We start from the raw sequence: 22,766 nt of genomic DNA on the forward strand, positions 1-22,766 counted from the left end.
GACATCGTCATGCCTTTCTCAGGGTTGCGGTGTAGTCGAGCACGAGAGTTACGCCGGTCAGGACACCCGGCTTGAGATGGCCATCCTGAACAAGCGCCGGCGGGACCTGCTTAAGGGTCAGTTTCCAGTCCGCGGGCGGCGTCAGCAGGCAGTCGATCGTCCCCGAGGCCCATGGCGTCTTCTCGGTCAGGCTGAGGCTCAGAGGACTGCCTGACGGCGGCGCGAGTTCGACCACCAGCGGTCCCGTGAAAGACACCGCCATGTCGAACTGCACATAGGCTTTCACGGCGCGGGGCGACAGCAGGTTGGGCGGCACGATGTCCGGCCCGATCGCAAACGTCATGGACTGCGGCGTTGGGGCGCCCGGATTGAGGAATTGCGCCCAGGCATCGGGATAGCGCTGCTGCAGCGCCATGCTCGCCTGCCCGGCAAAGCGGCTGGCGATCGTGCTGACGACGGCTTCCTTGAAGATTCCGCCGCCCACGAGTGCGCTGTAGGTCACCGTGATGACCACGTCGGCAATGGCGGAAAAATCGATCCGATTGGCGCCGAGCGGCAATTCCAGCCGCCAGCTCGAAACCGCGCCAGTGCCCTCGAACGGCAGGTAACGCTCGTCGGCACTGACGCCGGCGATCGTGCCGTCGTCGGTTCCGCGCGACAGCGCGATCTGTTGCATGTTGCGCCAGTTCAGCCGCAGCATGCCGTCGGTCGGAGTTACGTCCGCGCCGAGCAGGAAGCGGACCGAAGCCGGGTCGTCCTTGAGCAGCACGGTGTTGCTGGTCTGGGTCAGTGTGCCATGGACGTTCTGGTATGGGCCGACCAGCGCGGGAATGGTGACACTGAGCCGCTCGATCTTGCGGCAGTACTGACCCGGAAAATCGTAATCGAACAGCAGCTCGCTGAACTGGAAATTGCAGGAACCGGTGCGCTGGAGCGTCAGCAGCGCAAGCGGATCAAGCGCCCACAGCGAGACCGTCTTCTCGATGACCAGGCGCCGCCGGTTGGTGGTGTAATAGGCGTGTTCGAGCTGGCCGAGCCCGACCATCAGCCCCTCGCCTGCCAACAGCCCAGCCCGCCCGCTGTCCCAGTACGCAAAGTCGAGGATGGTGGTCTGGTTGTCGAGCTCGAACTGGTAGGCCCGCTGGGCGGCAAGGGAGAGATCCAGCGCAATCTTGTAGCACTGGAAATAGAGAGCCTGCAGGCGGGACGCCATCCAGCTGTACAGGTCGGCGTTGGTGAACTTCGACGTCAGTGCCACCTGGATGGCATTGTTCTGCTCGATCGACAGCGTATTGATCGACACGTCACGTTTGAGCGATGCCACGCGCGCTTGTGCCGCGGCAATCTGGGCATCCATCTGCGCGACTTCATAGGTCGCGGTATTTTTCTGCAGCGTCCATTCCTGCTCGCGGCGCTCGTATCCGGCGATGACGCCCGACAGCGTGGAGGCGAAATTCAGTGTTCCCGCCACGGTGTCGGAGGCCGATGCAAAAGCGCTCAGCGACGAGCCGATTTCGCGGCCGCCATAGGTCATCGCAAATGGCGAGCCGGCATTGGGCACCAGATGGGCGCCGCCGGACAGCGAACGGATCACCCCCGCGGTGGTCTGGAAGACGTTGGCGAGGATCATGGTCGCGAGACTGGTGATCTCGGCGGGTGACAGGCCGTCGCTGATCAGCTTGGTATAGTATGAGAGGCGCTCTTGAGCTGCGAGCTTGGCTTGGCGCAGCGCGTCGAGCTGATCTTCGGCTTCCAGCACGAGCTGCGCCTTGAGGTCGCCGGTCTGCACCAGGATGGCACGCTCCTGCTTGATCTGGAGCATCTGCAGAGCGTCGGCATCCTTCTTTTCCAAGGCCGCCAGCAGCCCGCCGCCAAACCCGATCAGGGTCTGGGTGAGTTGTCGCGCCCTGTCGAGCATCACCTGGAAACGGTAATGCGGCAGACTTCCGGCGCCCTGGTTGATCACGGCCGGAGAATCCCGGCCTCCGCTGGCGCGGATCAGGACCCGTGGATCGATCGGTGGATCGAACAGCGGCAACTGGCGCGGCAAGCCAGCAAGCGACAGGCAATGACGCACCTTGTAGAGACTGGACTCCAGCCGGTCCCAGTAGCTGATGAACTCGGTGCTCTCCGGAACGGTGAAGTAGGCGCTGATCATGTTGAACGGCGCGGGCTCGAGCTTCAGGTGGCCGGGTTGCGGCGCCGGCATCACGCGCTCGAGTTCGATCAGAAACTGCGGGATCAGCAGTCCGTAGTCTTTCTTGATCGTTGCGAAATCGAGCGGCTTGGGCGGCTGATAGACGCCGCGCTGCCGCGGCCGCGGCCCCAGCAGGTCGGCGGCCGTCAAATAGAGCAGCGTCGCCTGATTGACGGACTCCCGGGTATCGCGTGCGAACAGGGAATCGGCCCAATCGAGCAGATTGGCGATGTAATGCTGGACGATCGTCTTCTGATAGGCGACTGGCCGCAGTTGCGCGACGGTCTGCGGATCGAACGGATTGGCGTTCCACGCTTCGATCGCGATCTGGTCGGTGAGCTCGTCGACCAGTGACGGAGCGGTCAGGCTGCGGAACGGCAGGAATTGCCAGTAGACAGACTTCTCGTTCCCCTTGGGCGGGACCTGCCCTTTCGACACGGCGGCCGGATCGAAGATGTAGTCGTACCAGGCCTTGGCGGCCTCATGATGCTGGTTCGCGCTGAGCTGGGTCGCGATGAAGAACGGGATCTGGAAAAAAATCTCGTCGAAATAGGGACGATAGGCTCCGTCGAAATCCACTGCCCCGCCGTTCATAGCCTTTGGTGGCTGAACATTAGGTGGCTTCTCGCCGCCGGGATAGAACCGCGAGAAATTGAGCGAGGCCGGCCCCTGCGCCTCCTGCGTCCTGATCGACAGCAGCTCGTTGATGCCGCCAAAGGTCATGATTTGGACGAGGCGCCCGACCGCGCTTGTGGTCATTCGTGTGAAGTCGAATACGAGCCGGGCCGGATTGACCGGCTTGTCGGAATAGCCCATGCAGGAAATGATCTGGCAATCGACGTCGACCTCCTTCCCCTGGTCGAGCGGTTTCACAGGGATCTTGACGGTCTCGATCTTCAGGATGTCCTCGATCGCCTTAAATGCCACGTTCCGCGGCACCATCAGGAACGACTCGTCGCCGTTGTCGAACGCGAACCAGCCGACCTGGTTCTTGACGGCGAGCACCTGGGCATCCGGAGCGACATGGGTGATCATGTCGATCGGAGCGTCGATCACCCGATTGGGATAGTCTGGAGAATCCACAAAGGCGGCGTCGATCAGCACCGAGCGGCTGAGGTTGGGGCCAAGGTCGTCGCCATACTTGATGAAGGCAAACGGAGGCTGGTTGGGATCCGACGTGAAGTCGGGCATGAAGGCGGAAACCGACTGCACGTTCATGCCGATGTCGAGATAAGCCACCGGAACGAGCAGAATGGCCCCTTGCCGCTTCTCGTTGAATGATGCGCCGAGCTGCGACGCTGTGTAGACATTCGATACGAACTTGCGTTCGTCGGACGTATCGATGATTTTGACATCCGGGGGCGGCACCTTCGGGTCCGCTGGGACCGGAAAGGCATTGCCGAACGTAATCAGCAACCGCTCCCCGCCATCGACCTCGGAGGGCACCCGCTGGACGTACACGCGGTGCCAGTAAGGCATTTTCGGATCGATGCCATTGACGGACGGCGCGCCTGGAATCGGATTGATGATGTCATTGTGGTAGAGTGTCGGCTGCGCGTCGAACAGCAGATCCGATTCCAGCGTCTGCGGCGCGGACCAGGTGTCGTCGAGCCGGCGGAAGGCGTAACGGATATTGGCGCGCCGGACCAGCTTGTCCCTCTGGCTGCCGTCCTTGATGAACGACCCTTTGACCGCATCCTCCTCGACCCAGAACAGGATCAGGCGATTGAAGGCGAACACCAGCGAGGCGTCGGGTGACGTCATCGCGACGTCGATCCTGAACCATTGCGACCAGATGTTTCCGTTGCGCAGGGTGCGGTAATAGTACTGGTACGGCTTGGCTTCGGTGCGGCCGAGGAAAAACACCGTTTCCACCGGTGTGCCTGATACCGGATGCGGCGCGATTGCGCGGGACGGCTCGACAGTGTGCAGCTTGGCGAGATCGGCGAAGGCCGTCAGGTAGTTGGTGAAGGCACGATCGACCGTCGCCTCGTTGATGCTGCTCTGCTGCAATTCTTCCTGCAGCTTGCGGAACAGGTCGGTGGGGTCGCGCCTCAGGTTCGGATCGATATAGTTCTCGGGATAGAGGAAGATCTTCCGGTTGGCTTCCCACACCCGGTAATTGGTGAGCCAGGGCCACCACGCCGGCGCGATATCGCCGAGGCTGACGACGCCCGGCTCGAGCGACATCCGGCAGCGCTGCAGATAAGTCTGCACCGCGGCGGTCCCCTCGACGATCGCCGACGTAACGTCGCAGGCACTGGTCTCGACGTCGATCAGCAGATATTCCGACAGCGCGCGCATCGTCGCCAGGCCGAGCGGCGCCCCAGTGTTGACCCAGACGGCCAGCGGCGCCAGGCCGTCGCGCCGCGCCGTCTCCGTGGCGTCGGAGACGGGCTTGTAAACCGCGGCCCAGTCGCTGCCCGCCGACTTGGCCTTGAGCATGGCCACCAGCGATTGCGCGGCTTTCCCGTAGGTCGCCCAGGCGGGCGGCGGCGTTGCTCCGCTGAGCGGCGGCAACCGCGACACGCGGGCGATCTCCGTCGCACTGCCGACATCGGTTCCCATCACTCCGGCGAGCGCAAAGCAGGCGGACACCAACCACAGCTGGGTCGGCGTGAGAATGATCTGCTTGCCCCACAGCGCTGTGACGAGGGCGAGAAATGCCGCGGAATCCCAGCCCGTGGCCGTGCTGAGGGCGCCAACGTTCCCCGTCGTGATATAGATCGCAATGTTACGCGGTCCTTGGGGCGCCGGCGGATACAGCGCAACCAGTGTCGCATAGTCGCTCCATGCCCGGACCGCGGTCATGGAGAGGTCTTCGAGCGACGTCAGCCCGAACGCCGCGGGGGCCGCGGCCGCATCGGCAAGGTCGGCGGTCTGCAGCGAGAGAACCTGCGCCAGATACGCAATCCGGTCCGCCACCACCAGCGGATCGGTCAGCTTCTTGGGGTCGCCGGCGGACGTCAGCAGCAGGACGCGAGCATCCACGCCTGGAAACGCCTTGGCGAGCACGTTGGTGACGATCACTTCCGCCATGTCGGGGGAGCTGCCGAGCAGCGTCCCGAGTTGCCCGAAAGTGCCCTCGATCTGGGCGCGCAGCGCCGGGACCAGGACTGCGACGGACAGTTCGACCTGCTGCGACAGATCGTTGAGGACCGAGCGGATCGCGGCGATCTTGATCTTGCGCTCCGGCTCCTCAATGTCGGGGAACAGGAAGGAAAGATTAGTCCCCTCATTGACGGGCGCCGCCAGCGAGTTGCCAAGAATGACACCGTTCTCGAGCAACTCCTCGAAGGCCTCGATGGCTTCTTCCGCCGTGATGACGCCGGGCACCACAAGCCGTCGCGGCGAGATCGGAAACAGCATGGTCAGCACGGTGAAGGTGAGCTTCCATGATGGAAACAGCACGACGCCGCTGACGGAGATCGCCTTGCCATAGACCAGCGCGTCAAAGATGTGCAGTCCGGTTCCTGAATCGTCGTCGCCGGCGAAATTCGACGGCGTGACCAGCCATTCGACAGCCAGTGCGCGCAGCGCCGTCAGAAATGGCGGCACGTCGACGGGGCGCACCACGTCGGTCTTGTCCCCCGGCTCGCCCCAGACGATGAAAGCGAGATCGGCCAGCGACAGGCTACGCTCCGCGAGCAGAGCCTTGAGTTCGATCAGGCTGTTGACGTCAGCCGGCTTCTTGAACTGGCTGAGCCTGGCAAGGCGCATCATCGCCGTGCAGTCGGCGACACTCAGCGCGAGCGCGCGCGCCAGCTTGGCGATCGACCACAAAGCGGAGAGCGTCGGCACGTCCAGCTTGAGACTGCTTGCCCCTGCCCCGACTGTGGCACCGATGCGCAGCAAGTCCTTGTCGGAGACCGCAAGGGCCGCCGCCAGGAAGGTGCGGATGGCCTGTGCATCCTTGTCGGTGCTTGCCAGCACCCAGGTCTTGACGTCGTCGGTGAACAGCGGATTGTCGGCATACTTCGGGCGATAATAACCGGTGCCGTCCCCCGTCGAATTGAACACCCGGTCGAACAGGTCGAGTGGACGCGGGCCGTCGCCTCGCCCCCAGGTCTTGAGCACCGACCACAGTGCGGTCGTCTCGTCGATCGGCAGCGACAGTCGCCGCGCAAGCGCCACCGTCTCGCCGACGCGGGTCAATCCGCCGTCGGCGAAATCCGCATGGCCCGACGCATGAAGGGTCCAGTCCAGCTCGGACGCGGGTACGCCCGACACCTGCGACAGCCGGACAAGGCGATTGAACCGGTCGATCCGCGCAACGTCGAACTGGTCGACCACCTGCAGACTATAGCTGACGTCCGTCCGGTCGCTGATGAGGTGACCACGCGGCGCTTCTGAGCCGGCATTGATGTAAAGTTTCGCGGCCAATCCCGCCGCGAGCTCCTCCGCATCGAGCGCCTCGACGAATAGGAACGCGATGGCGGAGTCATCCAGACGCGTCCGCTCACTCAGGACGCTCGCCTGCCCGAGCGAGCCCGGCGGATAGAACCAGCCTTCGGCATCCTTGAGCGCCTCCGGCCATGCCTGATCCACCTTCAACTGGGTATCGCTGTCGATGGTGACGACGGCGCGCAGCGTCTCGCCGACCCGCAGGATCGAGGCCTGGGCGGCCGCCTGCTGAAAACCGCTGCCGGTGACGACAAGGCTGTCCTTGGAAATCGTGACGGTCGCCTTGATCGGCTGCGCCAGCAGGCCCGCCTCACCGCCAAAACAGTCGGCCAGCGTTTGCCCCGAACGTGACACCTCGACAAGCTCACGCTGCTCCGGCGAAAGCCTCAGATGCTCAGCCGCGATGGCCGCGGCATCGGGCATCTTATCAAGCCCCGCCTCGCGCCCCACATAGGCCTGATAGAGGTCGACCAGCGGCGCCCCGAGTTGCAGCATGGCGGCGCGTATTTGCGCTAGCCGCACATTGATCGGCAGGTTGTACGGGAAGACCCGGGTGGCGATGGCATAATCGGTGTCCGCGCCGATCTTCGGGGCCAGGAAATCGTGGATCACTTGATTGACGATCTGGAGCCTGGGGACCGCTGTGTTGGTCTCGGCGCAGGTCAGTTCTTGCGTGAACAGCTTGCGGCGGCGTTCTGCAAGCGTGGCCCACTCCGGAATCTTGTTCTTCGGATTGCTGGTGATCTGCTCATCGACCACCCGCATAAGATCGACGAAATAAGCGGAGGGGCCGACCACCGACTGACAGTGCGGTGACGGGATATAGTCTTGCGATCCGAACAGATCGGAAAACGACGGTAGGTGACCAAACTCCTTGGTCAGTTGCTTGGCGACATGATTGGCCGGCGACACGCGGCCGTGGGCGGAGAGCGCGCCGCGCATCTGGCTCGCGAGATGGACCGCACGGGTGTGCAGATCGACCGCTGCAGCGTGCACCGCCGCGAGGTCGTCGTCGCTGACGGCTTCGGAGCCGGACACTTTTGCCAGTTGCTCACGGACCGCATGGAGCGGCCGATTGGCAATCTCGGCGGCGCTGTGCAGGCCGGACCGGTACAGCTGATCGACCACCTGGGGATCGGCGCTCAATCGCGCCAGACTTGCATGCGCGCGCGCCGCGGCAAGGGTCTGTTCACGATCGCCATTCTCGAAGCGCATGCGCGAAACGGACTCGTCGCGATAAAAATCCGCGTCGAGGAGTCCTATTCCCGTATTGGCTTCAAGAAACGAACGCAGCTGAGGATTGATCGGCAGAAAAACCATATCGTTCATCGTCGAGCCCTTCTTCCGAGGCGGACGAACATCGTTCTATTTTTAGATGAAGTATAAAATTATAACTATTTATAATAGATCGAGTAGAAGCCAGCGACTTCTTGGTGTCAATCGCAGATTGGTGACATCGCGATGACCGCGACTAACACCACCGGCGCCAAAGTCGGATTGGCCAACGCGGATCAGATCTACGCGAAGTTGAAAGATCGGTATGTGCAATTTGACACAGACCGCCTCTTCGCCCCTCAACGGCCCCCCGCCGACCTGCGCGGCCCGGCCTCGCCATGACGCAGCAGGACGCGCAGCCGGATTTCCTGAAGGCGGTGAGCGCCAAGCGCCTGTCTCTTGAAAGCGTGTCGCAGCGGCTGTTTGCGAACAACGACCGGGACGGGGCGCTACGCGAGGCCGCATCCCGACACGCCGTGCTTCGGGCCGGCGCTGAACGTGACGCGCGAGCAGATCCGGCAGCAAGCGCGAGCATCACCGCCCGAGCTTGCTCTTGATCTCATTCAGTTCGATGCACGGGAATCGATCGGAGTGGATGTAAAATAGCGCCCGGCACCAGGGGGCCGGCGAAGTGCCTATCCTCGATGCCGGCGCGGCCATCGCATGCGCGGTCGCCGACGCCGCGGGAAAGCGCGTCCAGGAACTCCCGCTCACGCCACTCCGCGTGCCCGGACTGCTCCTCAACCGCTAGCCGGACCTCTCGCTGCCCCACATGCCGAAGCCTGGATGGACAATCTGGTATGCCCGCACGGGGCCAGCGGATCAAATTGAACGAAGACGGAGATCGCAGCTTGCTGCCAGGCGCCCCACTAACAGTTGAGCAGGCGCCAGCTTCGGAAAGGGATAAGAAAAGCAGCGTGCTTGACGGGCGCTGCTCACGCTCCAATTCCCTAGTGAAGCCGGGCGCCAAAGAGGCTCCTTAGAAGCAATCGAACCTCTCTACGCGAGGGTAGACCAAGCTTTCCGGATTCGCCCATCGGGGCGAATACGACGGAGCCAAGAACGAGAACAACGCCGGCGATCTGAAGCAACTCCAGTCTTTCACCCAGCAGCAAAGCGGCCACGATCGCGGCCGCAAGCGGATCGAGAATGCTGATGACGGTGGCCTGAAATGGCGGCACAACCTTGAGACCGATCACAAACAGCCAGTAAGGGAGAACGGTAGCCAACGCACTTATGAACAAGATGAACATCCAGCTATCGAGCCCCAAGTCAGAAATCGAGACAGTCATGCTGGGGGCAAATGCCAGAAGAATTGCCGACGAGACAACGAATGATGACAACACCAGCGCCCGGTCATCGACGCCTCGCTTGTGCGACACGTTGACCGCCATATTGTACAATCCGAAGACCAGCCCGGACAGCACGCCAACGGCAACACCGGTCAGATTGCCTCGGAACGATTCCGAGTCGTATCCCCTCACAAGCAGAAAACATCCGCCAAGCGCAACCACTATCGTGGTGATCCGATGCCTCGTCAGCACCGCTAGCCCGAGAGACACTTCCACGAGAGTGACAAAAACGGGCGCTGTGTACTGAAGAATCAAAGCTACCGCGACGCCATTCAGCGCGATCGCCAGGAAGAACGTATAGTTTACAGCGGTCATGAGAATTCCGACCACCAGATAGTGCACGATATCGTTCTTTCGAAACGTCGCCTTGAACTTCAAGCCGTAGATGATCAGAACAAAGATCAGACAGGCGACGACGTTCCGCAATATTGTCAGATCCAGCGGCCCCATGTGATGTATGAACAGATACTTCGACGCCGCGCCAGCGATACCGAACAGTATTGCGGCGCTCGCGATATACAGATACCCGGCTAACATGAGGGAAACCCCTCTCATCATTCTCGAACGTTGAATCAGAGCGGGTCTTCAGGCAACCGACTGCATTAACACCTCGGACGCGAACAGACTGAGCTCATCTCGGAATTTCGGCATGAACTCATCTTCGCGATCACGAATGAAAAAATGCGCCCCCGAGAACATCTCAAGTTGAAACCTTGCCGAGGTCTGCTCCGACCATGCTGCAAGTTCTTCTTGACTCGCCTCCGGGTCGCTCCAAGCCCCAAACGCGATGATTGGACACTCAAGTGGCGGTCCAGGCTGAAACCGATAACTGGCCGAAGTCGCCAGATCCGCCCGTAAAATGGGCAGGATAATTCGTTGCATGCTCGCGTCGCTTAGAATCCGTTCCGGCGTGCCACTCCAGGTACGAAGTTGTTCCACAAGAACGGCGTCGCTCGCCTGGTAAAGGTCCGCCTCGCGATCGGGCAAGTGCGGCGCCCGGTGCGCGGACACAAATAGGCGCAAGGGCCCCGGTTGGCCGAGATTCCGCAGGCGCCGCGCCACCTCGAACGCCAGAAGAGCGCCCATGCTGTGACCAAAAAACGCAAATGGTACGGGATCATCGCTCGTCAGATCGGTGACGATTTCATCGACGTGCGATTCAAATTCCACGACCAGGTTTTCGCCGAGACGTCGCCCTCGGCCCGCGATTTCGATCGGAATGACCGCAATCGCTGAGGGTAGACGGTTTCTCCACGGCTCATAGAACTGACCACTCCCTCCTGCGAATGGAAAGCAGTAAAGTCTCAGCAGCTCTCCTCGATCTCGTCCGAAAGAGTACGTCTTTGCGCGGCTTGCGTGCGTCATTTTGCTACTGCCTCATGTCTGTCGAGGGCCCGTCAACCGCAGCGACAATGGCTACCGGCTACGCAACGATCTGGGTGTCATGTTGGTCCATACGTGCACGATATGCTCAAGGCAGGCAGACTCGTCGCCGCTAAATCCCGCATCGTTCCAGCCGATGGGCAACGGCGACAGGCATGACCAGATCGAGAACTGCTCCTCGTCGTTCACGACCACGCGGTACTTGCCTTGCGTCACCGCGCTCCCACTCGCTTCACTTGCATCGTCACCACGCATCAGGACCTCCGTGAGATCGCCCGATTGTCGGAATTTTCGTTTTCATAACAGGCACAATGCCCGTGGGCTCCGAACCATGCGCAGGGTCAAACAGGCTTATCGTCGTTAGCATCTCGGAACCGGCCACTGACGCGATGTAACCCGGCCGCGGCGCAAAGGAAAAAATCCTTCCACATTGCGTCATGCTCTCCGCAGTCTCGATGCCGGTCGGATCCCGGCTCAACCCGCATCCGTCGCGCTTCAGCACAGCTTCTTTCCGAGTCCAGTATCGGAGAAAACATGACCTTTGCGCTTCTATACCGCAGTTGGAAAAGATCGCCGCTCGCTCTGCCACCGACATAACACGCTGGCTAAGTGCCCCGATGTCGACACAGCGCTCGGTACTCTCCACGTCGAATCCCACCGGGCGTCGCGCGACGGATATTCCGACGACCTGCTCGGCATGCGACACGTTAAATTCGACCTGGGCTCGCTGGCGCTGCTCCACCAGTATTGGCTTTCCATGCTGGCCTGCGGCAATCCTCAGATCCTTCGGGTCGCAATCGAGATATCGCCCGATGACCCGACGGAGCGTGACCCGTCCGACAAGGTACGTATCGTGCGCTTGGACACTCTTGAACCCGCCCAACCTGATTATCTCATCGTCAGACAGAAAATCTGTCATTCGTTCACATTCCGCTCTCATGGCAACCGAATCAGCAAGCCATATGTGCACCTCTCCGCGGCACAGCCCCTCTGACGGCAAGCGGATGGCGGAGCCGGGCATGACGACGATGACCCCCACTACCAATCGGATGTCAGCGATACGTAGCTGGGAGCCTGCCCCGGATCTGATCCGTCATGCTGGAAGAGGATCGTACCGTCCGCGGCCGAAGACACCTCCGAGAAGCCCGCGAATTTGTACGCCACGTACATCATTCGATTCCTTGGCGTGGCTATAAAATCCGCGAACAGATTGACGCCCGCCTGCTGAGATCTCCTGACGATCTCGCTCACCAGGATGCGTCCAACGCCTCGCGACATCACGCGGCAGGACATCAGAAGCAACTTGATGGTCCAATCGCTCTGCTTCTGCTCAATCAACACCAGCCCGATCTTGCCGTAGCCGCCATACCGGTCATGCAGATCGGCGATCAGGAGCGCATGGTTGGGCGATAGCCGGACCGCCTCCAACTCATCGTAGGAATAACTTATTCCCGTTGTGTTGAGCTGATTTGTTCTCACCGTCAGCTCTTCCGCTCGGCGCAAGTCTTCGTCGCGCGTCCGATAAATAGTCAACTCCAGATTCAACGACGCCAAGAACTCGTCGCTCGGCCCCTCAAACCTTTGCTCATCTGCCTGTCGCTCGCTCTCCGCCTGATAGAGCCTCCGACGCATTTTCGCGTCGCTGGTCACAAACGGCGGATTCAAATCCGGCCGTTCGCACAGCTCTTTGATATCGGCGGCGTCGACCGTCCGCACCTCTGGATGCTGGAACGCCACCTCGTCACGCTCGACTCTCTGATCATCGACAAACAACAATGTATCGCGCCCGATATTAAGCCCCTCCGCAATGGCCCGAATTGAGGCCGACTTCGCGCCCCAGCCGATTTGAGGATGGACAAAATACTCGTCGATGCCCGCGGCTCGCAGGCGATTCCGCGCCATGTCAGCCTCGTTCCGGCTTGCGATCGAATTGAGGATGCCTCTCTCGTCCAGCGCTCTAAGAACCGCAACAACTCCGGGACGAAGCACAACTTCGGCGTCCTCCAGAAGGGTTCCGTGCCAAATGGTGTCATCAAGGTCCCAAACCACACATTTGACGGGCTTGGCGGCGCTGTCTTGCGTATGTGGAGGCGTCAGCGTTTCGCTAATACTCGACATTTTCCCGCTCCTTCACGTCAAACTGTCTTGCTCGAACAAAACTTGGAATCTCGGAATACCCGTGCTCTCCGATAATGAGCTGCTGCAGCTCGTTGGTCCCCTCGATAATCTCCATGATCTTGGCGTCCCGATAGTGACGCTCGACCGTGAACTCTTTCGAACAACCTGCCGCTCCAAGAATTTGCACGGCGGTTCGCGCTGCTCGCATGGCGGCTGCGGCTCCAAACTGCTTGGCGATTGCCACCTCGAATACGGCGCGAGGATCTTGTTCGTCGTGCAACACCGCCGCTTGCAGACACAACAGTCTGGCGGCATCCAGATCGATGTAGATCGAGGCAAGCATCGACGCTATCAACGGATTCGCGCTCAGTTTTCGCTCACCACGCAGCCGGCCGCGCGAAAACCGACGTCCCGTATCGGCACATGCATCAACGATGCCGACGCACCCTGCCGCAACACCAAGCCGCCCCAATGTGAGCGCGGCTGTCGTTATGTTCGGATGCCCTCTCCCCTCCATACCAATCAGATGGTCATGAGCGACGAAGCAGTCCGCGAAGGTGACGCGCGCCAACATTGAACCACGCAACCCCAGCAGCGGCGGCATCGGCTCGACTGCAACACCCATGCTTGTTCTATCGACGAGAAAGGCGGAAATGCCGCGATCGGACCGCGCGAATACGAGAAACACGTCCGCGATCTGGCCGAAACTTATCCAGCACTTCTCGCCCATCACCGACCATCCACCGGGCACTCGCCGCGCCGTACTTTCGATCGCGGAAATATCACTTCCCGCGGCCGGTTCCGTCAGCGCAAATACGCCCACCGCGTCGCCGCGGACGATACGTGACAGCCATTTGTCCTTCTGCATGGCCGTCCCGTACCGATGCAGCACATGAGCCACCATGTCGTTGACGGTCAGAAAACTTCGCACGGCACCGCATACGCTTCCAATACGCTCATGAAGCATGACGTAACTGCACGTATTCAAACCGCGCCCACCCGCTGCGGCGGGAAGCATCGAGGCGAGGTATCCTCGATCTGCCAACTGACGCCGTATCGGCAAAGATATTCGCGCGTCGTCATCATGAGCGCTGGCCAGCGGCGCGACAATTCGCTCGGAGAATTCGCTGAACTCAGCAAGGTTCCCCTGCTCCTCGACCGAAAGTTCTAAGCGCATGAAGACTCACTTGCCGTTTCGTGATCCCGCCGACTCCGCCAGCTTTCGGACCACGAACTCGCTGACGGTGTTGACAGACTTGAATGTCCGCAAATTCATGTCGTCGCCATCAACCACGATCGGGTAGTCCTTCTCGATATACTCGATGAGCTGCATGGCAAACAGCGATGTGACCAACCCGGAGCCGAACAGCTCTTCGTCATCCTCCAGCGCGCGCAGTCGCGCAGCTTTAAGCACGAACCCCCTCAGATTGTCTTTGACGTTTCCCAGCAGAACATCCATCGACTGCGCCCCCGATGCTAAGTCCGATAATCAAAGAAGCCTTGACCAGTTTTCCGGCCAAGCAAGCCGGCGGCCACCATCTCTCGCAATAGCGGACAGGGGCGATATTTGGGATCCTGATAATGATCGCGAAGAACCTCGATGCTTCTCAGGATGGTATCGATCCCGATCATATCGGCGGTTTCGAGCATCCCCATTTTATGGTCGAAGCAGTTGCGAAAAATGAGATCAATCTGGTCTGCGCTCGCAACTCTGTCGTGAACCAGGAACGCCGCTTCGTTAATGGCGAGCATCAGGACGCGATTGGAAACAAATCCCGCGGCGTCCCTGACCACAACTCCGACCTTTCCTATCGTCGTGAGAAACGCCTGAGTGCGGTCTATGGTCTCTTTGCTCGTGTGATGCCCCGGAATTACCTCCACGGTGGATTTGTGCAAGACCGGATTCATGAAATGCACGCCGATGATCCGATCTTTCGCAGCGTGCAGCGACGCCATCCGGGTAATGGGAATGGCCGAGGTGTTGACGACAATGATCTTTTCCGCCGGGACGATCTCATCGAGCTGGGCGTGGCACATCGATTTCACGGCCCACTCCTCGGTGGTGTTTTCGATGATCAGATCCGCATCACGCAAATCCCGAATATTCGCCGTGCAACGGAGTTTTTCCAGCGTCCTCACGTGGCTGGGCTTACCGTCCTGAAACAGTGAGCTAAAGCGCAGCTCTCGAGCGATCTTGGCCGGCGCCCCCTCGAGCACGCCGGGGCCCACGTCGGTGAGGATGACAGCTTGATCGCACGCAAGCAGCGCGCTTGCCGTGCCGCATCCCATCACACCAGCTCCCACGACACCGACCGTATATCCCGCCATTCCGCAATCCCTCCTGCGAGCATCCATTCTCATCCAGGCGTCAGCCTCATCCGGACCGTCGGCAATATTCTTTCACACCCTCGGTCAGTGCTTCCAACTCCTCCATGCAGTTGTAGTAGTGAACCGACGCGCGCAGCACGGCATCCAGATTCCGGTTTTCCATGTCAATTCGCGTCAGCGCTCTTTCCGACACGCTCACGTTGATCCGGCGCGCGGCGAGGAATTCTTTGACGTCCAAGGGATCGGCCCCCGAGACTGAAAAACTGATCAGTCCGCAGCGTCGGCGTCCGACGTCATGGATGCGCACTCCGCGGATATCCCCCAGCAGGTCTCTCAGACGCTGCGCCAGACTTGTGACGTAAGCTTCGATGTTCCGAATTCCCCAGAACAACGCGTGCTCGATGGCAACTCCAAACGCGAGCTTCGCCGCGAAGTTGATATCCCAGGTCTCGAAACGGCGCCCATCTCGATAGACGAAATAGTCGTCGCGCGAGGTCCATCCCGCAGCCCGGACGTCCAGCATGGGTGGCTCGCCGCACTCCTGGCGCTCAAACACGCCTCCTCGAACGTACAGCAGGCCGATTCCTCGCGGACCGCGAAGGTACTTCCGGCCGCAGGTCGTCAGAATGTCGAAGCCGCCCGTACGCGCATCTATCGGAATCTGCCCAATCGACTGGCACGCATCCTGGATGTAGAGCGCCCGCTCGGACAGAACTCCGGTTGCCTTTGCTTCTCGAATGAGGCTGCCGACCTCCTCGGCCGGGTTGACCACGCCGTTATTCGTGGGCACGTGGGTCACCGAAATCACGCGCATGCGCGCGCCATGACTTGCGATGATGTTTCTCAGCGCATCAAGCGAAAGCTCCCCGAGCGGGGTGCTTGGAACCACCTCAATTCGAAGCCCGTGGCGCTTCTTCGCCTGCATGATCGCAATGTAATTGTTCGCGTATTCGAAGGTGGATGTCACAACCACCTCACCCGCGCGAAATCCAATGCTGCCGAAAGCGAGATTCCAGGCTCTGGAAGCATTCTCGACAACGGCGATCTCGGTTGGAGAACAGTTCAGCAGCGCGGCAGCAATGTCATAAACGCGCTCGATCGCCCCTCTGGAACGCTCTGCCGTTTCATATGCGCCGAACCGCGCCTCATCCCTCAGATAGGAAATCGTGCTTTCCAGGACGCAATCCGGCATCAGGGCAGCGCCTGCATTGTTCAGATGAACAATGTGGCTGCAACCGGACGTCAGGCGACGCGCCTCCTGCCAATTGAACGTCCCATCGTCGCCGCGTGACCGCGCCATATCAAGCGAGAGGGAGGTAGACTGAATCATGATGATACCAGTTCCGAATCACACTTGTGTCGCAGTTCGTGCCAGACCAACGAGCTCATGGCCGATGCGGAGAGCGATCGAAATCCGTCTGAAAGTGGGATCTGGATGCCGGCAGACGTGTTGATGCGCGCGATAACATCGAGCATCCCCAGAGACGATCCGCCGAAGTTAAAAAAGTTATCGCCCGCCCCCAATCTCTCGTCGCCCAGCACATCCTGGAAGACAGCAAGCACCATCTCCCGTACGCTATGCTCGCTCCCCTTATCGATGATGGCTGGGGACCTGCCGCTTTCGACATCTTCGTCGCGCGTACGATCCCCGCCTGCAAAGGCACCCTTGAGGCTTGCAATCCGCTCTGAAAGCGGCGTTGTGGAAATCAGGACCTGTTGCGCCCCGCTTGCCAGACAGTGACGAAGAACCGCAACTCCTTCGTCAGGCGTAATGTGGAGGTCCGCCTCGCCGGCGCCCAGGCCGGCTTGGCGGGAAGATACCAACCATGTGTCGTAGTTTATGGTAAGCCACCTCGCCGATTTCGCATCGGTCGCCGCGGCGTTGGCCATGACAGCGTCCATTGCACGGTGACCTGCAGCATGCGCCCCATATGAAAGGCCCCCCACGAGCGACGAGAGACTGGAGCACGCAACACAAAACTCCGAACCAACCTCGTTCACCGCATCGCAGAGAGCTTGCGTCCCGGCGTGGTGAGGCGCCAGAATTTCCTCAAAAATTTCCGCCGTGGTGTCCGCAATGAAGCGCAGGTGGTCCGTATCGACAACTCCCGCGGCATGAATGACACCCCGAAGAGGCCCAAGGTGATCACGGACCTCACGCAACATGTCCAGGACAGCTCTCGGATCTCCAAGATTCACCTGGCGATATTCGATCTGCCCTCCACGCTGCCTCAGCGTCTGCAGTCGCTCAATCACGCCCCGATCACGGACCGAACCTTGCCGGTCCGCCAGGATCTCCTCCCAGGCGTTGACCGGCGGCAATGATCGGCGTCCTGCCAGGATGACCGACGCGCCGGGAATGCTGCTCAAGAAGTCAGCGAAGCACAGCCCCACATGCCCCGTACCGCCGAAGATGACGTAAGCGCCCGCTCGAAACTGAAAACCCGCTTCGAGATTCTCCTCGCGAGTTAGCGCTTCCGGGGTGCAGCACCATCGGTCTGTTCCGCGATAAACGACTTCGTCATCACCACCAGCGCTCGCCATCTCGCCAAGAAACTGCAAGCCTTCTCGAGAAGGATTGGGTGATTGTCTGCCGAGATCGACGCACCTTGTCCTCACCCGCGGGAACTCCTGTGATATCACTCGGGCGAAGCCCATTAGAAGTGCCCCGTCCGCATCAACCTCCCGGTCGATTTGCGGGATGGATTGAGCGCCCCGTGTGACGATCCAGAGATCCGGGCTGGATGTTTGCCCGGCCAACGCTTGGGTCAGCCATAGCAGTTGAGTATGCGCGACCCGCGCTCCGTCCGGCGAGCGAGGTGCCTCCTCGCTCGCCGCCCAGAATACGATCGACCTGACATCGCCCAGATCTTGAGAAATTTCCCCCAGCAGACGCGAGAAATCCTCAGGCCCCTGGGCGGAAAGCGAATTGTACCGTGAAGCTGGAGGCGTCCCGCCGCCGAAAGCAACCACCGCCACGTTGTCCCCAGCGGACCTCAGGGCGAACTCGATATCTGCCACATCTTTGGCGTCTCGCGTGATGATGAGGCAGACCCCGCCGCCAACCACCGGTGCCGCATCATCGTACGCAGGAGGCAGCCAGCTTCGAGACCAGGCCGGCCGGTAGAGCCAAGACGACACGTCCGGCAGTTTTCTCGCTGCAGGACCGCTGTTCCGTTTGGTGTTCGATGTCAGGCGCCCGTCTGCCGCAACCCAATGACGTTGACGCTGAAAGGCATAGCCTGGCAGCGGCACCTTGAACCGTCGTTCCTCGGCGTGGAGTTCCTGCCAGTCAACGGCAACACCCTGCACCCATAGATCTCCCACCGCCTGCATCAGACTTGGCCACTCCTGGGAGCCGCTCTGCGGCTGCGGAAGTGACGCCACGAAACTGTGCTCCGACGCAGCACGTGGATGCAGCCGCATCAGGCCGGTCAGAACCCTGCTCGGGCCAACCTCGAGAACGATCAGGTTCCTTTCCTGAAGGATCACATCAACGGCCTTCGAAAACAGCACGGGCCGGCTGAGATGAGACGCCCAGTATGACCGGCTCTGGACCTGTTCCGATGTAAGCCACTCCCCCGTCGACCCCGACAGAAGCTGAAATTTCGGTGGCTTCATCTTTATGCCAGCCAGTAGCTCGGAGAATTCATTCTCAATCGGCGTGACCAGCGGGGTGTGGACGGCATATTTCGTAGCGATACGCGACGTGAAGATACGCCGCTCACGCGCGCGCCGCTCCAACTCCGCGATGGCCGGTGTAGCGCCGGCCACCACAGTGAACGTAGGGCCGTTGGATATCGCGACCCAGCATTGCTCAGGTAACAGGGCCTCGGCGTCCCCCGCACTCAACGGCAACGCGAGCATGGCGCCCGTGGGAAGCTTGCTCATCATGCGCGCCCGCGATGAAACCAGGAGCAGCGCATCTTCCGGAGAGAACACCTCAGCAAGGCAGGCGGCCGTATACTCACCGACGCTGTGCCCGACAAGATACGCAGGCTCGACTCCCCAGCTCCGCCACAAGCACGCCAGAGCATACTCGAGGATAAAAATCGCCGAGTGCGCAACCAGCGGATCATCGTAGGGTGTTTCGTTCTCGGCGACCCCGCTTGACAGGAGCTTTCCGATGGTCCGAGCTATCGGCTCCTCGAGCTGGCCGCAGAGACGATCGACCGTTCGCCGAAACTTGCGATGCGTTCGATAGAGCTCCCGTCCCATGGTGTTGTGTTGTGAGCCGAGGCCAGGAAACGCGAAGGCAACCTTGCCTGCCTCTGCTCGCGGCACATCGGGATCGTCGCCCCGCTGCTTTCTCAAGCCAGCGACCGCATCCTCGGTACCCCGGCAAACCACCGTTTTTCTGTAGGGAAAATGGCGACGCCCGGCCTGAAGGGTGTAAGCGACATCGTCGAGCGGTAGCTGCGGATTGTCGTGAAGGTAGGTAGCGAGCTCGTCGACATTCGCGGCAAGAGCACCGCGGGTTCTAGCCGACAATGTCAACAGGTGGGCCGGCCGTGTTGTGCTTTCGCGAACCCGCGCAGGAGCCTCCTCGAGAATAACGTGCGCATTGGTGCCGCCAACGCCGAACGAGCTGACGCCTGCCCTTCGCTTTCGCCCGGCGTCGCCGCCCCACTCTCGATGCACCGTGTTGACGTAGAATGGGCTTCGCTCGAAATCGATCTCGGGATTCGCCGTCTCGAAATGCAGGGACGCCGGGATCTCCCGTTTGTGCAGCGCCAAGGTCGCGCGAATGAACCCGGCAACGCCAGCCGAATGAATTGCATGCCCGATATTTGTTTTAACCGTGCCAAGCGCGCAGTATCCGGTGCGTTCGGTCGTCAGACGATACGCCCTGGTCAAGGCTTCGATCTCGATCGGATCGCCCAGCCGCGTTCCGGTACCATGAGCTTCGAGATAACCAATATCTGAAGCAGATACGCCGGCCAACGCAAGGGCCGATGCGATAACCTCCGACTGACCGCCGATGCTCGGCGCAGGAAAGCTGATCTTTTCAGCGCCGTCGTTGTTCAGCGCCGACCCCCGAATAACTCCGTAGATGTGGTCACCATCCGCAAGCGCTTCACTGAGCCTCTTCAGGACCACAACACCGACACCGTCCGCGGCGACCATCCCGCTGGCGCTCTGGTCGAACGAACGGCATCGCCCATCGGCGGAGAAGATCATTCCTTCCTGATGCTCGATCTCATCTCGGCCAGGAATCGCGATATTTGCGCCACCTGCCAGCGCGATGTTGCAATTGCCATCCAGCAAGCTTCTGCAGGCAAGATGAATAGCCACCAGCGACGACGAGCATGCTGTCTGGACGGCAATGCTCTCGCCGCGCAAATTCAGCTTGTACGATACTCTGGTCGGGAGAAAATCCACGGCATTGGAGATATATGCCAGCAGCTGTTCTGCGGGGGAGCGGGCTGCGGAGGCCGCGAGATGCTCATAGCTATTTGCTCCACAGGTCGCATAGATTGCGACAACGTCCTCGCTCCTGGTCACATCGCAACCTGCATCCTCCAGCGCATGCCACGCACACTCAAGAAATGCACGGTGTTGCGGATTGAGAAATTCCGCTTCGCGACGTGAGATCGAAAAGAACTCGGCATCGAAAGCATCGATGTTCTCCAGGCACCCACGCGGCTGCCTGCGATCCTGGTACGCTTCGTGCGTTGCTTCCATCGAGGAAGATACGCAGTCCACCCCTGCTGCGAGTGTTGACCAAAATTGTCTGACGTCTTTGGAGCCGGGAAAACGACAGGCCAAGCCGATAATCGCAATCGCTTCGTCTTGAGCGTCATCGGCAGGCAGGATGGCTCGATTCATCTCAACCACCACTCAGGAAACGTGGCCGGCGCATTTTCAGGCGCTGTTGAACTCGTGCCTGCAGCTTCTCGGCACTTCCAATGTCGCGCACCTCTCTTCCAGTCGGATCGGGCACCGCTGTCGGTTCATCCTGGAGGCGAAGCTGCTCGGCCAGGGATCGCACCGTAACAAACTCAAAGAACGTCGTGGCGGAGATTGGTCGACCAAGCCCATCCTGCAACGCAACCTGGATTTGGTAGGTCAGCAGCGACGTTCCTCCCAGATCGAAGAAATTATCCAAGGCGCCAACGGGCGAGACACCCAGAACGCCGCTCCAAACATCCGCGACCAACCTCTCCATGCGATTGGCAGGCGCAAGGTAGTCACTGGCCTGCTTGGGCCTTTCGACACTCTGCTTGCGTGTGACGAGTGCGGCGCGGTCGATCTTTCCGTGCGCATTGAGAGGCATCACGTCGACAATAATCAGCGCGGACGGCAGCATGTAGTCAGGCAGCATTGCGGCGAGGAAATCGCGCAGCGAGGAAATCGTCAGTTCCCGATCATCAATGAGCTGCGCATAAGCCACCAATGAGCTGATATCCGCGGCATCCTTTCTGCTCAAAACGGCAGCGGCGCGCACGAGCGGATGTCTCAGCACGGCCGTGGAGACCTCGTTGAGCTCGATCCGAAATCCGCGGATCTTGACCTGGTCGTCGACCCGCCCGAGCAAGGAGATGTTTCCGTCCTTTCCCAGCGTGGCCAGATCGCCGGTGCGGTAGAGCCTTCCTCCGGGATCGCGACTGAATGGATTGGGAACGAAGCTGCGAGCGGTCTGGCCCGGGCGCCGATGATAACCTCGCGCAAGTCCGACCCCTGAGACACACAGTTCGCCGGCCTCTCCTTCGGCGACCGGCCGAAGATCTGCATCCAGAATATAGATTTGGTCCCCCCGAAGGGGACGCCCGACGGGGACTGAGGGCGCTTCCCCCCTGAATTCGGGCGGGACCCGATAGCAGCACGTGAAATCGCTATTCTCCGTCGGACCGTAGCCGTTGATGATTTGGAGCTGCGGCAGGGCCGCCAAGGCGCGGCTCACATGAGAGGGAGACAATGGCTCGCCTCCCAGAATTAATTGAGTGACGGTTCCGAGAATATGAGGATCCGCATCAACCAACGGATTGAAGAGCGATGGCGTCAACCAGAGCGTTGAAATGCCCGCCTTTTCAATGATTTTCCGAATTCCATCGATGGAAAGCCTGCGCTCCGGGTAGAGCACCAGTTCCGCTCCATGCAAAAGCGCTCCCCAGATTTCAAATGTGGAGGCATCAAAAGTCAGGGGAGCACTCTGCAGGAAACGGTGGCCCGGGCCCGACTCAAAGTAAGTTTGTCCTGTGACTAGGCGAGCAACACCGCGATGGCAAATGCACACGCCTTTGGGACGGCCCGTCGATCCCGACGTAAACATGATGTAGGCAAGGTTCTCTGCCGACACAGCATTGGCCGGACCGCTCGGCATGGCGTCTGGGAAATCCAGCACATCGACCGCAATGACCGACGGCCCCCTGGTGTCAAACTGCGCGGCAAATTGTGCCTGTGTCAGGATCACAATTGGATCGATATCCTCGACCATAAGAGCAGTACGCTCTCCGGGAGATGCGGGATCAATCGGGACATAAACACCACCCGCCTTGAGCACACCCAGCATGGCCGCAATATACTCTGGGGATCGCTCCATCAGCAGGACAACCGGCAGATCTGGCCCAACCCCGGCCCGACGCAGCCTGTCGGCAATGGCATTTGCTCTTCGATTGAGTTCGCGATAGGTTAGCGATGTTCCATTTATGGAAACGGCAGGAAGATCAGCTACTTCCTCTGCCCGCAATTCAAACAGCCGATGAACG

The 22,766-nt window shown here is 60.4% G+C and carries 13 protein-coding genes and 1 pseudogene; 1 reads left to right on the forward strand and 13 read right to left on the reverse strand.

All coding sequences use genetic code 11. The features are described from left to right. Positions 1 to 7: 7 nt before the first annotated feature. Positions 8 to 7,930 carry a Tc toxin subunit A-related protein gene (locus RS897_RS32495; protein ID WP_315832770.1) on the reverse strand — a complete coding sequence of 2,641 codons (7,923 nt, stop codon included), beginning with the start codon at positions 7,928 to 7,930 and terminating at the stop codon, positions 8 to 10. Between the two features lie 284 nt (positions 7,931 to 8,214). On the opposite strand from RS897_RS32495, the gene RS897_RS32500 reads away from it, so the two are divergent. Next, a complete protein-coding gene (locus tag RS897_RS32500) occupies positions 8,215 to 8,433 on the forward strand; it encodes a hypothetical protein (RefSeq protein ID WP_315832771.1) in 219 nt (72 codons plus the stop codon). A 393-nt stretch (positions 8,434 to 8,826) separates the two neighbouring features. On the opposite strand, the gene RS897_RS32505 is transcribed toward RS897_RS32500, so the two are convergent. From RS897_RS32505 to RS897_RS32555, 12 genes and pseudogenes are all read right to left on the reverse strand, one after another. Further along, positions 8,827 to 9,765, reverse strand: coding sequence for a DMT family transporter (locus RS897_RS32505; RefSeq protein WP_315832772.1), 939 nt, complete (start codon positions 9,763 to 9,765; stop codon positions 8,827 to 8,829). A gap of 48 nt (positions 9,766 to 9,813) precedes the next feature. Continuing rightward, complete coding sequence (locus tag RS897_RS32510) at positions 9,814 to 10,593, reverse strand: thioesterase II family protein (RefSeq protein ID WP_315832773.1); 780 nt, start codon at positions 10,591 to 10,593, stop codon at positions 9,814 to 9,816. A gap of 51 nt (positions 10,594 to 10,644) precedes the next feature. Next, positions 10,645 to 10,866 carry an MbtH family protein gene (locus RS897_RS32515; RefSeq protein ID WP_315832774.1) on the reverse strand — a complete coding sequence of 74 codons (222 nt, stop codon included), beginning with the start codon at positions 10,864 to 10,866 and terminating at the stop codon, positions 10,645 to 10,647. Beyond that, positions 10,856 to 11,632: a 4'-phosphopantetheinyl transferase family protein gene (locus tag RS897_RS42360; RefSeq protein WP_407654358.1), complete on the reverse strand. Its 777-nt coding sequence runs from the start codon at positions 11,630 to 11,632 to the stop codon at positions 10,856 to 10,858. The genes RS897_RS32515 and RS897_RS42360 overlap by 11 nt, the downstream gene beginning before the upstream one ends. Before the next feature lie 17 nt (positions 11,633 to 11,649). After that, entirely contained in the window at positions 11,650 to 12,729 is a 1,080-nt protein-coding gene (locus RS897_RS32525) for an HAD-IIIC family phosphatase (RefSeq protein ID WP_315832776.1), read from the reverse strand. Then, complete coding sequence (locus RS897_RS32530) at positions 12,716 to 13,906, reverse strand: acyl-CoA dehydrogenase family protein (protein WP_315832777.1); 1,191 nt, start codon at positions 13,904 to 13,906, stop codon at positions 12,716 to 12,718. Before RS897_RS32530 ends, RS897_RS32525 begins: the two co-directional genes overlap by 14 nt. 6 nt (positions 13,907 to 13,912) lie before the next feature. Further along, positions 13,913 to 14,188 (reverse strand): acyl carrier protein, encoded by a 276-nt coding sequence (locus RS897_RS32535; RefSeq protein ID WP_315832778.1) that lies wholly within the window; start codon positions 14,186 to 14,188, stop codon positions 13,913 to 13,915. 17 nt (positions 14,189 to 14,205) lie between these two features. Further along, on the reverse strand, positions 14,206 to 15,057 hold the full coding sequence (locus RS897_RS32540; protein WP_315832779.1) for a 3-hydroxyacyl-CoA dehydrogenase family protein: 852 nt from the start codon (positions 15,055 to 15,057) through the stop codon (positions 14,206 to 14,208). Positions 15,058 to 15,103: 46 nt separating this feature from the next. Continuing rightward, positions 15,104 to 16,387, reverse strand: coding sequence for an aminotransferase class V-fold PLP-dependent enzyme (locus RS897_RS32545; protein ID WP_315832780.1), 1,284 nt, complete (start codon positions 16,385 to 16,387; stop codon positions 15,104 to 15,106). Further along, the gene (locus tag RS897_RS32550) at positions 16,384 to 20,886 is read right to left on the reverse strand and encodes a type I polyketide synthase (RefSeq protein ID WP_315832781.1); all 4,503 of its coding nucleotides are present in this window, start codon (positions 20,884 to 20,886) and stop codon (positions 16,384 to 16,386) included. Before RS897_RS32550 ends, RS897_RS32545 begins: the two co-directional genes overlap by 4 nt. A gap of 1 nt (position 20,887) precedes the next feature. Then, positions 20,888 to 21,334 (reverse strand): phosphopantetheine-binding protein, encoded by a 447-nt coding sequence (locus tag RS897_RS42365; RefSeq protein ID WP_407654581.1) that lies wholly within the window; start codon positions 21,332 to 21,334, stop codon positions 20,888 to 20,890. Beyond that, positions 21,323 to 22,747: pseudogene (locus RS897_RS32555) on the reverse strand (amino acid adenylation domain-containing protein); the annotation flags it as partial. The pseudogene RS897_RS32555 and the gene RS897_RS42365, both read right to left, overlap by 12 nt. Positions 22,748 to 22,766: the final 19 nt, after the last annotated feature.

The sequence above is a fragment of the Bradyrhizobium prioriisuperbiae genome (assembly GCF_032397745.1).
Classification (GTDB): domain Bacteria; phylum Pseudomonadota; class Alphaproteobacteria; order Rhizobiales; family Xanthobacteraceae; genus Bradyrhizobium_A; species Bradyrhizobium_A prioriisuperbiae.

Bases quoted from the DNA above. Each gene is read 5' to 3' on its own strand.
- RS897_RS32495 (WP_315832770.1), bottom strand. From the start codon at position 7,930: ATGAACGATATGGTTTTTCTGCCGATCAATCCTCAGCTGCGTTCGTTT.
- RS897_RS32500 (WP_315832771.1), top strand. From the start codon at position 8,215: ATGACGCAGCAGGACGCGCAGCCGGATTTCCTGAAGGCGGTGAGCGCC.
- RS897_RS32505 (WP_315832772.1), bottom strand. From the start codon at position 9,765: ATGTTAGCCGGGTATCTGTATATCGCGAGCGCCGCAATACTGTTCGGT.
- RS897_RS32510 (WP_315832773.1), bottom strand. From the start codon at position 10,593: ATGACGCACGCAAGCCGCGCAAAGACGTACTCTTTCGGACGAGATCGA.
- RS897_RS32515 (WP_315832774.1), bottom strand. From the start codon at position 10,866: ATGCGTGGTGACGATGCAAGTGAAGCGAGTGGGAGCGCGGTGACGCAA.
- RS897_RS42360 (WP_407654358.1), bottom strand. From the start codon at position 11,632: ATGCCCGGCTCCGCCATCCGCTTGCCGTCAGAGGGGCTGTGCCGCGGA.
- RS897_RS32525 (WP_315832776.1), bottom strand. From the start codon at position 12,729: ATGTCGAGTATTAGCGAAACGCTGACGCCTCCACATACGCAAGACAGC.
- RS897_RS32530 (WP_315832777.1), bottom strand. From the start codon at position 13,906: ATGCGCTTAGAACTTTCGGTCGAGGAGCAGGGGAACCTTGCTGAGTTC.
- RS897_RS32535 (WP_315832778.1), bottom strand. From the start codon at position 14,188: ATGGATGTTCTGCTGGGAAACGTCAAAGACAATCTGAGGGGGTTCGTG.
- RS897_RS32540 (WP_315832779.1), bottom strand. From the start codon at position 15,057: ATGGCGGGATATACGGTCGGTGTCGTGGGAGCTGGTGTGATGGGATGC.
- RS897_RS32545 (WP_315832780.1), bottom strand. From the start codon at position 16,387: ATGATTCAGTCTACCTCCCTCTCGCTTGATATGGCGCGGTCACGCGGC.
- RS897_RS32550 (WP_315832781.1), bottom strand. From the start codon at position 20,886: ATGAATCGAGCCATCCTGCCTGCCGATGACGCTCAAGACGAAGCGATT.
- RS897_RS42365 (WP_407654581.1), bottom strand. From the start codon at position 21,334: ATGCCTCTCAATGCGCACGGAAAGATCGACCGCGCCGCACTCGTCACA.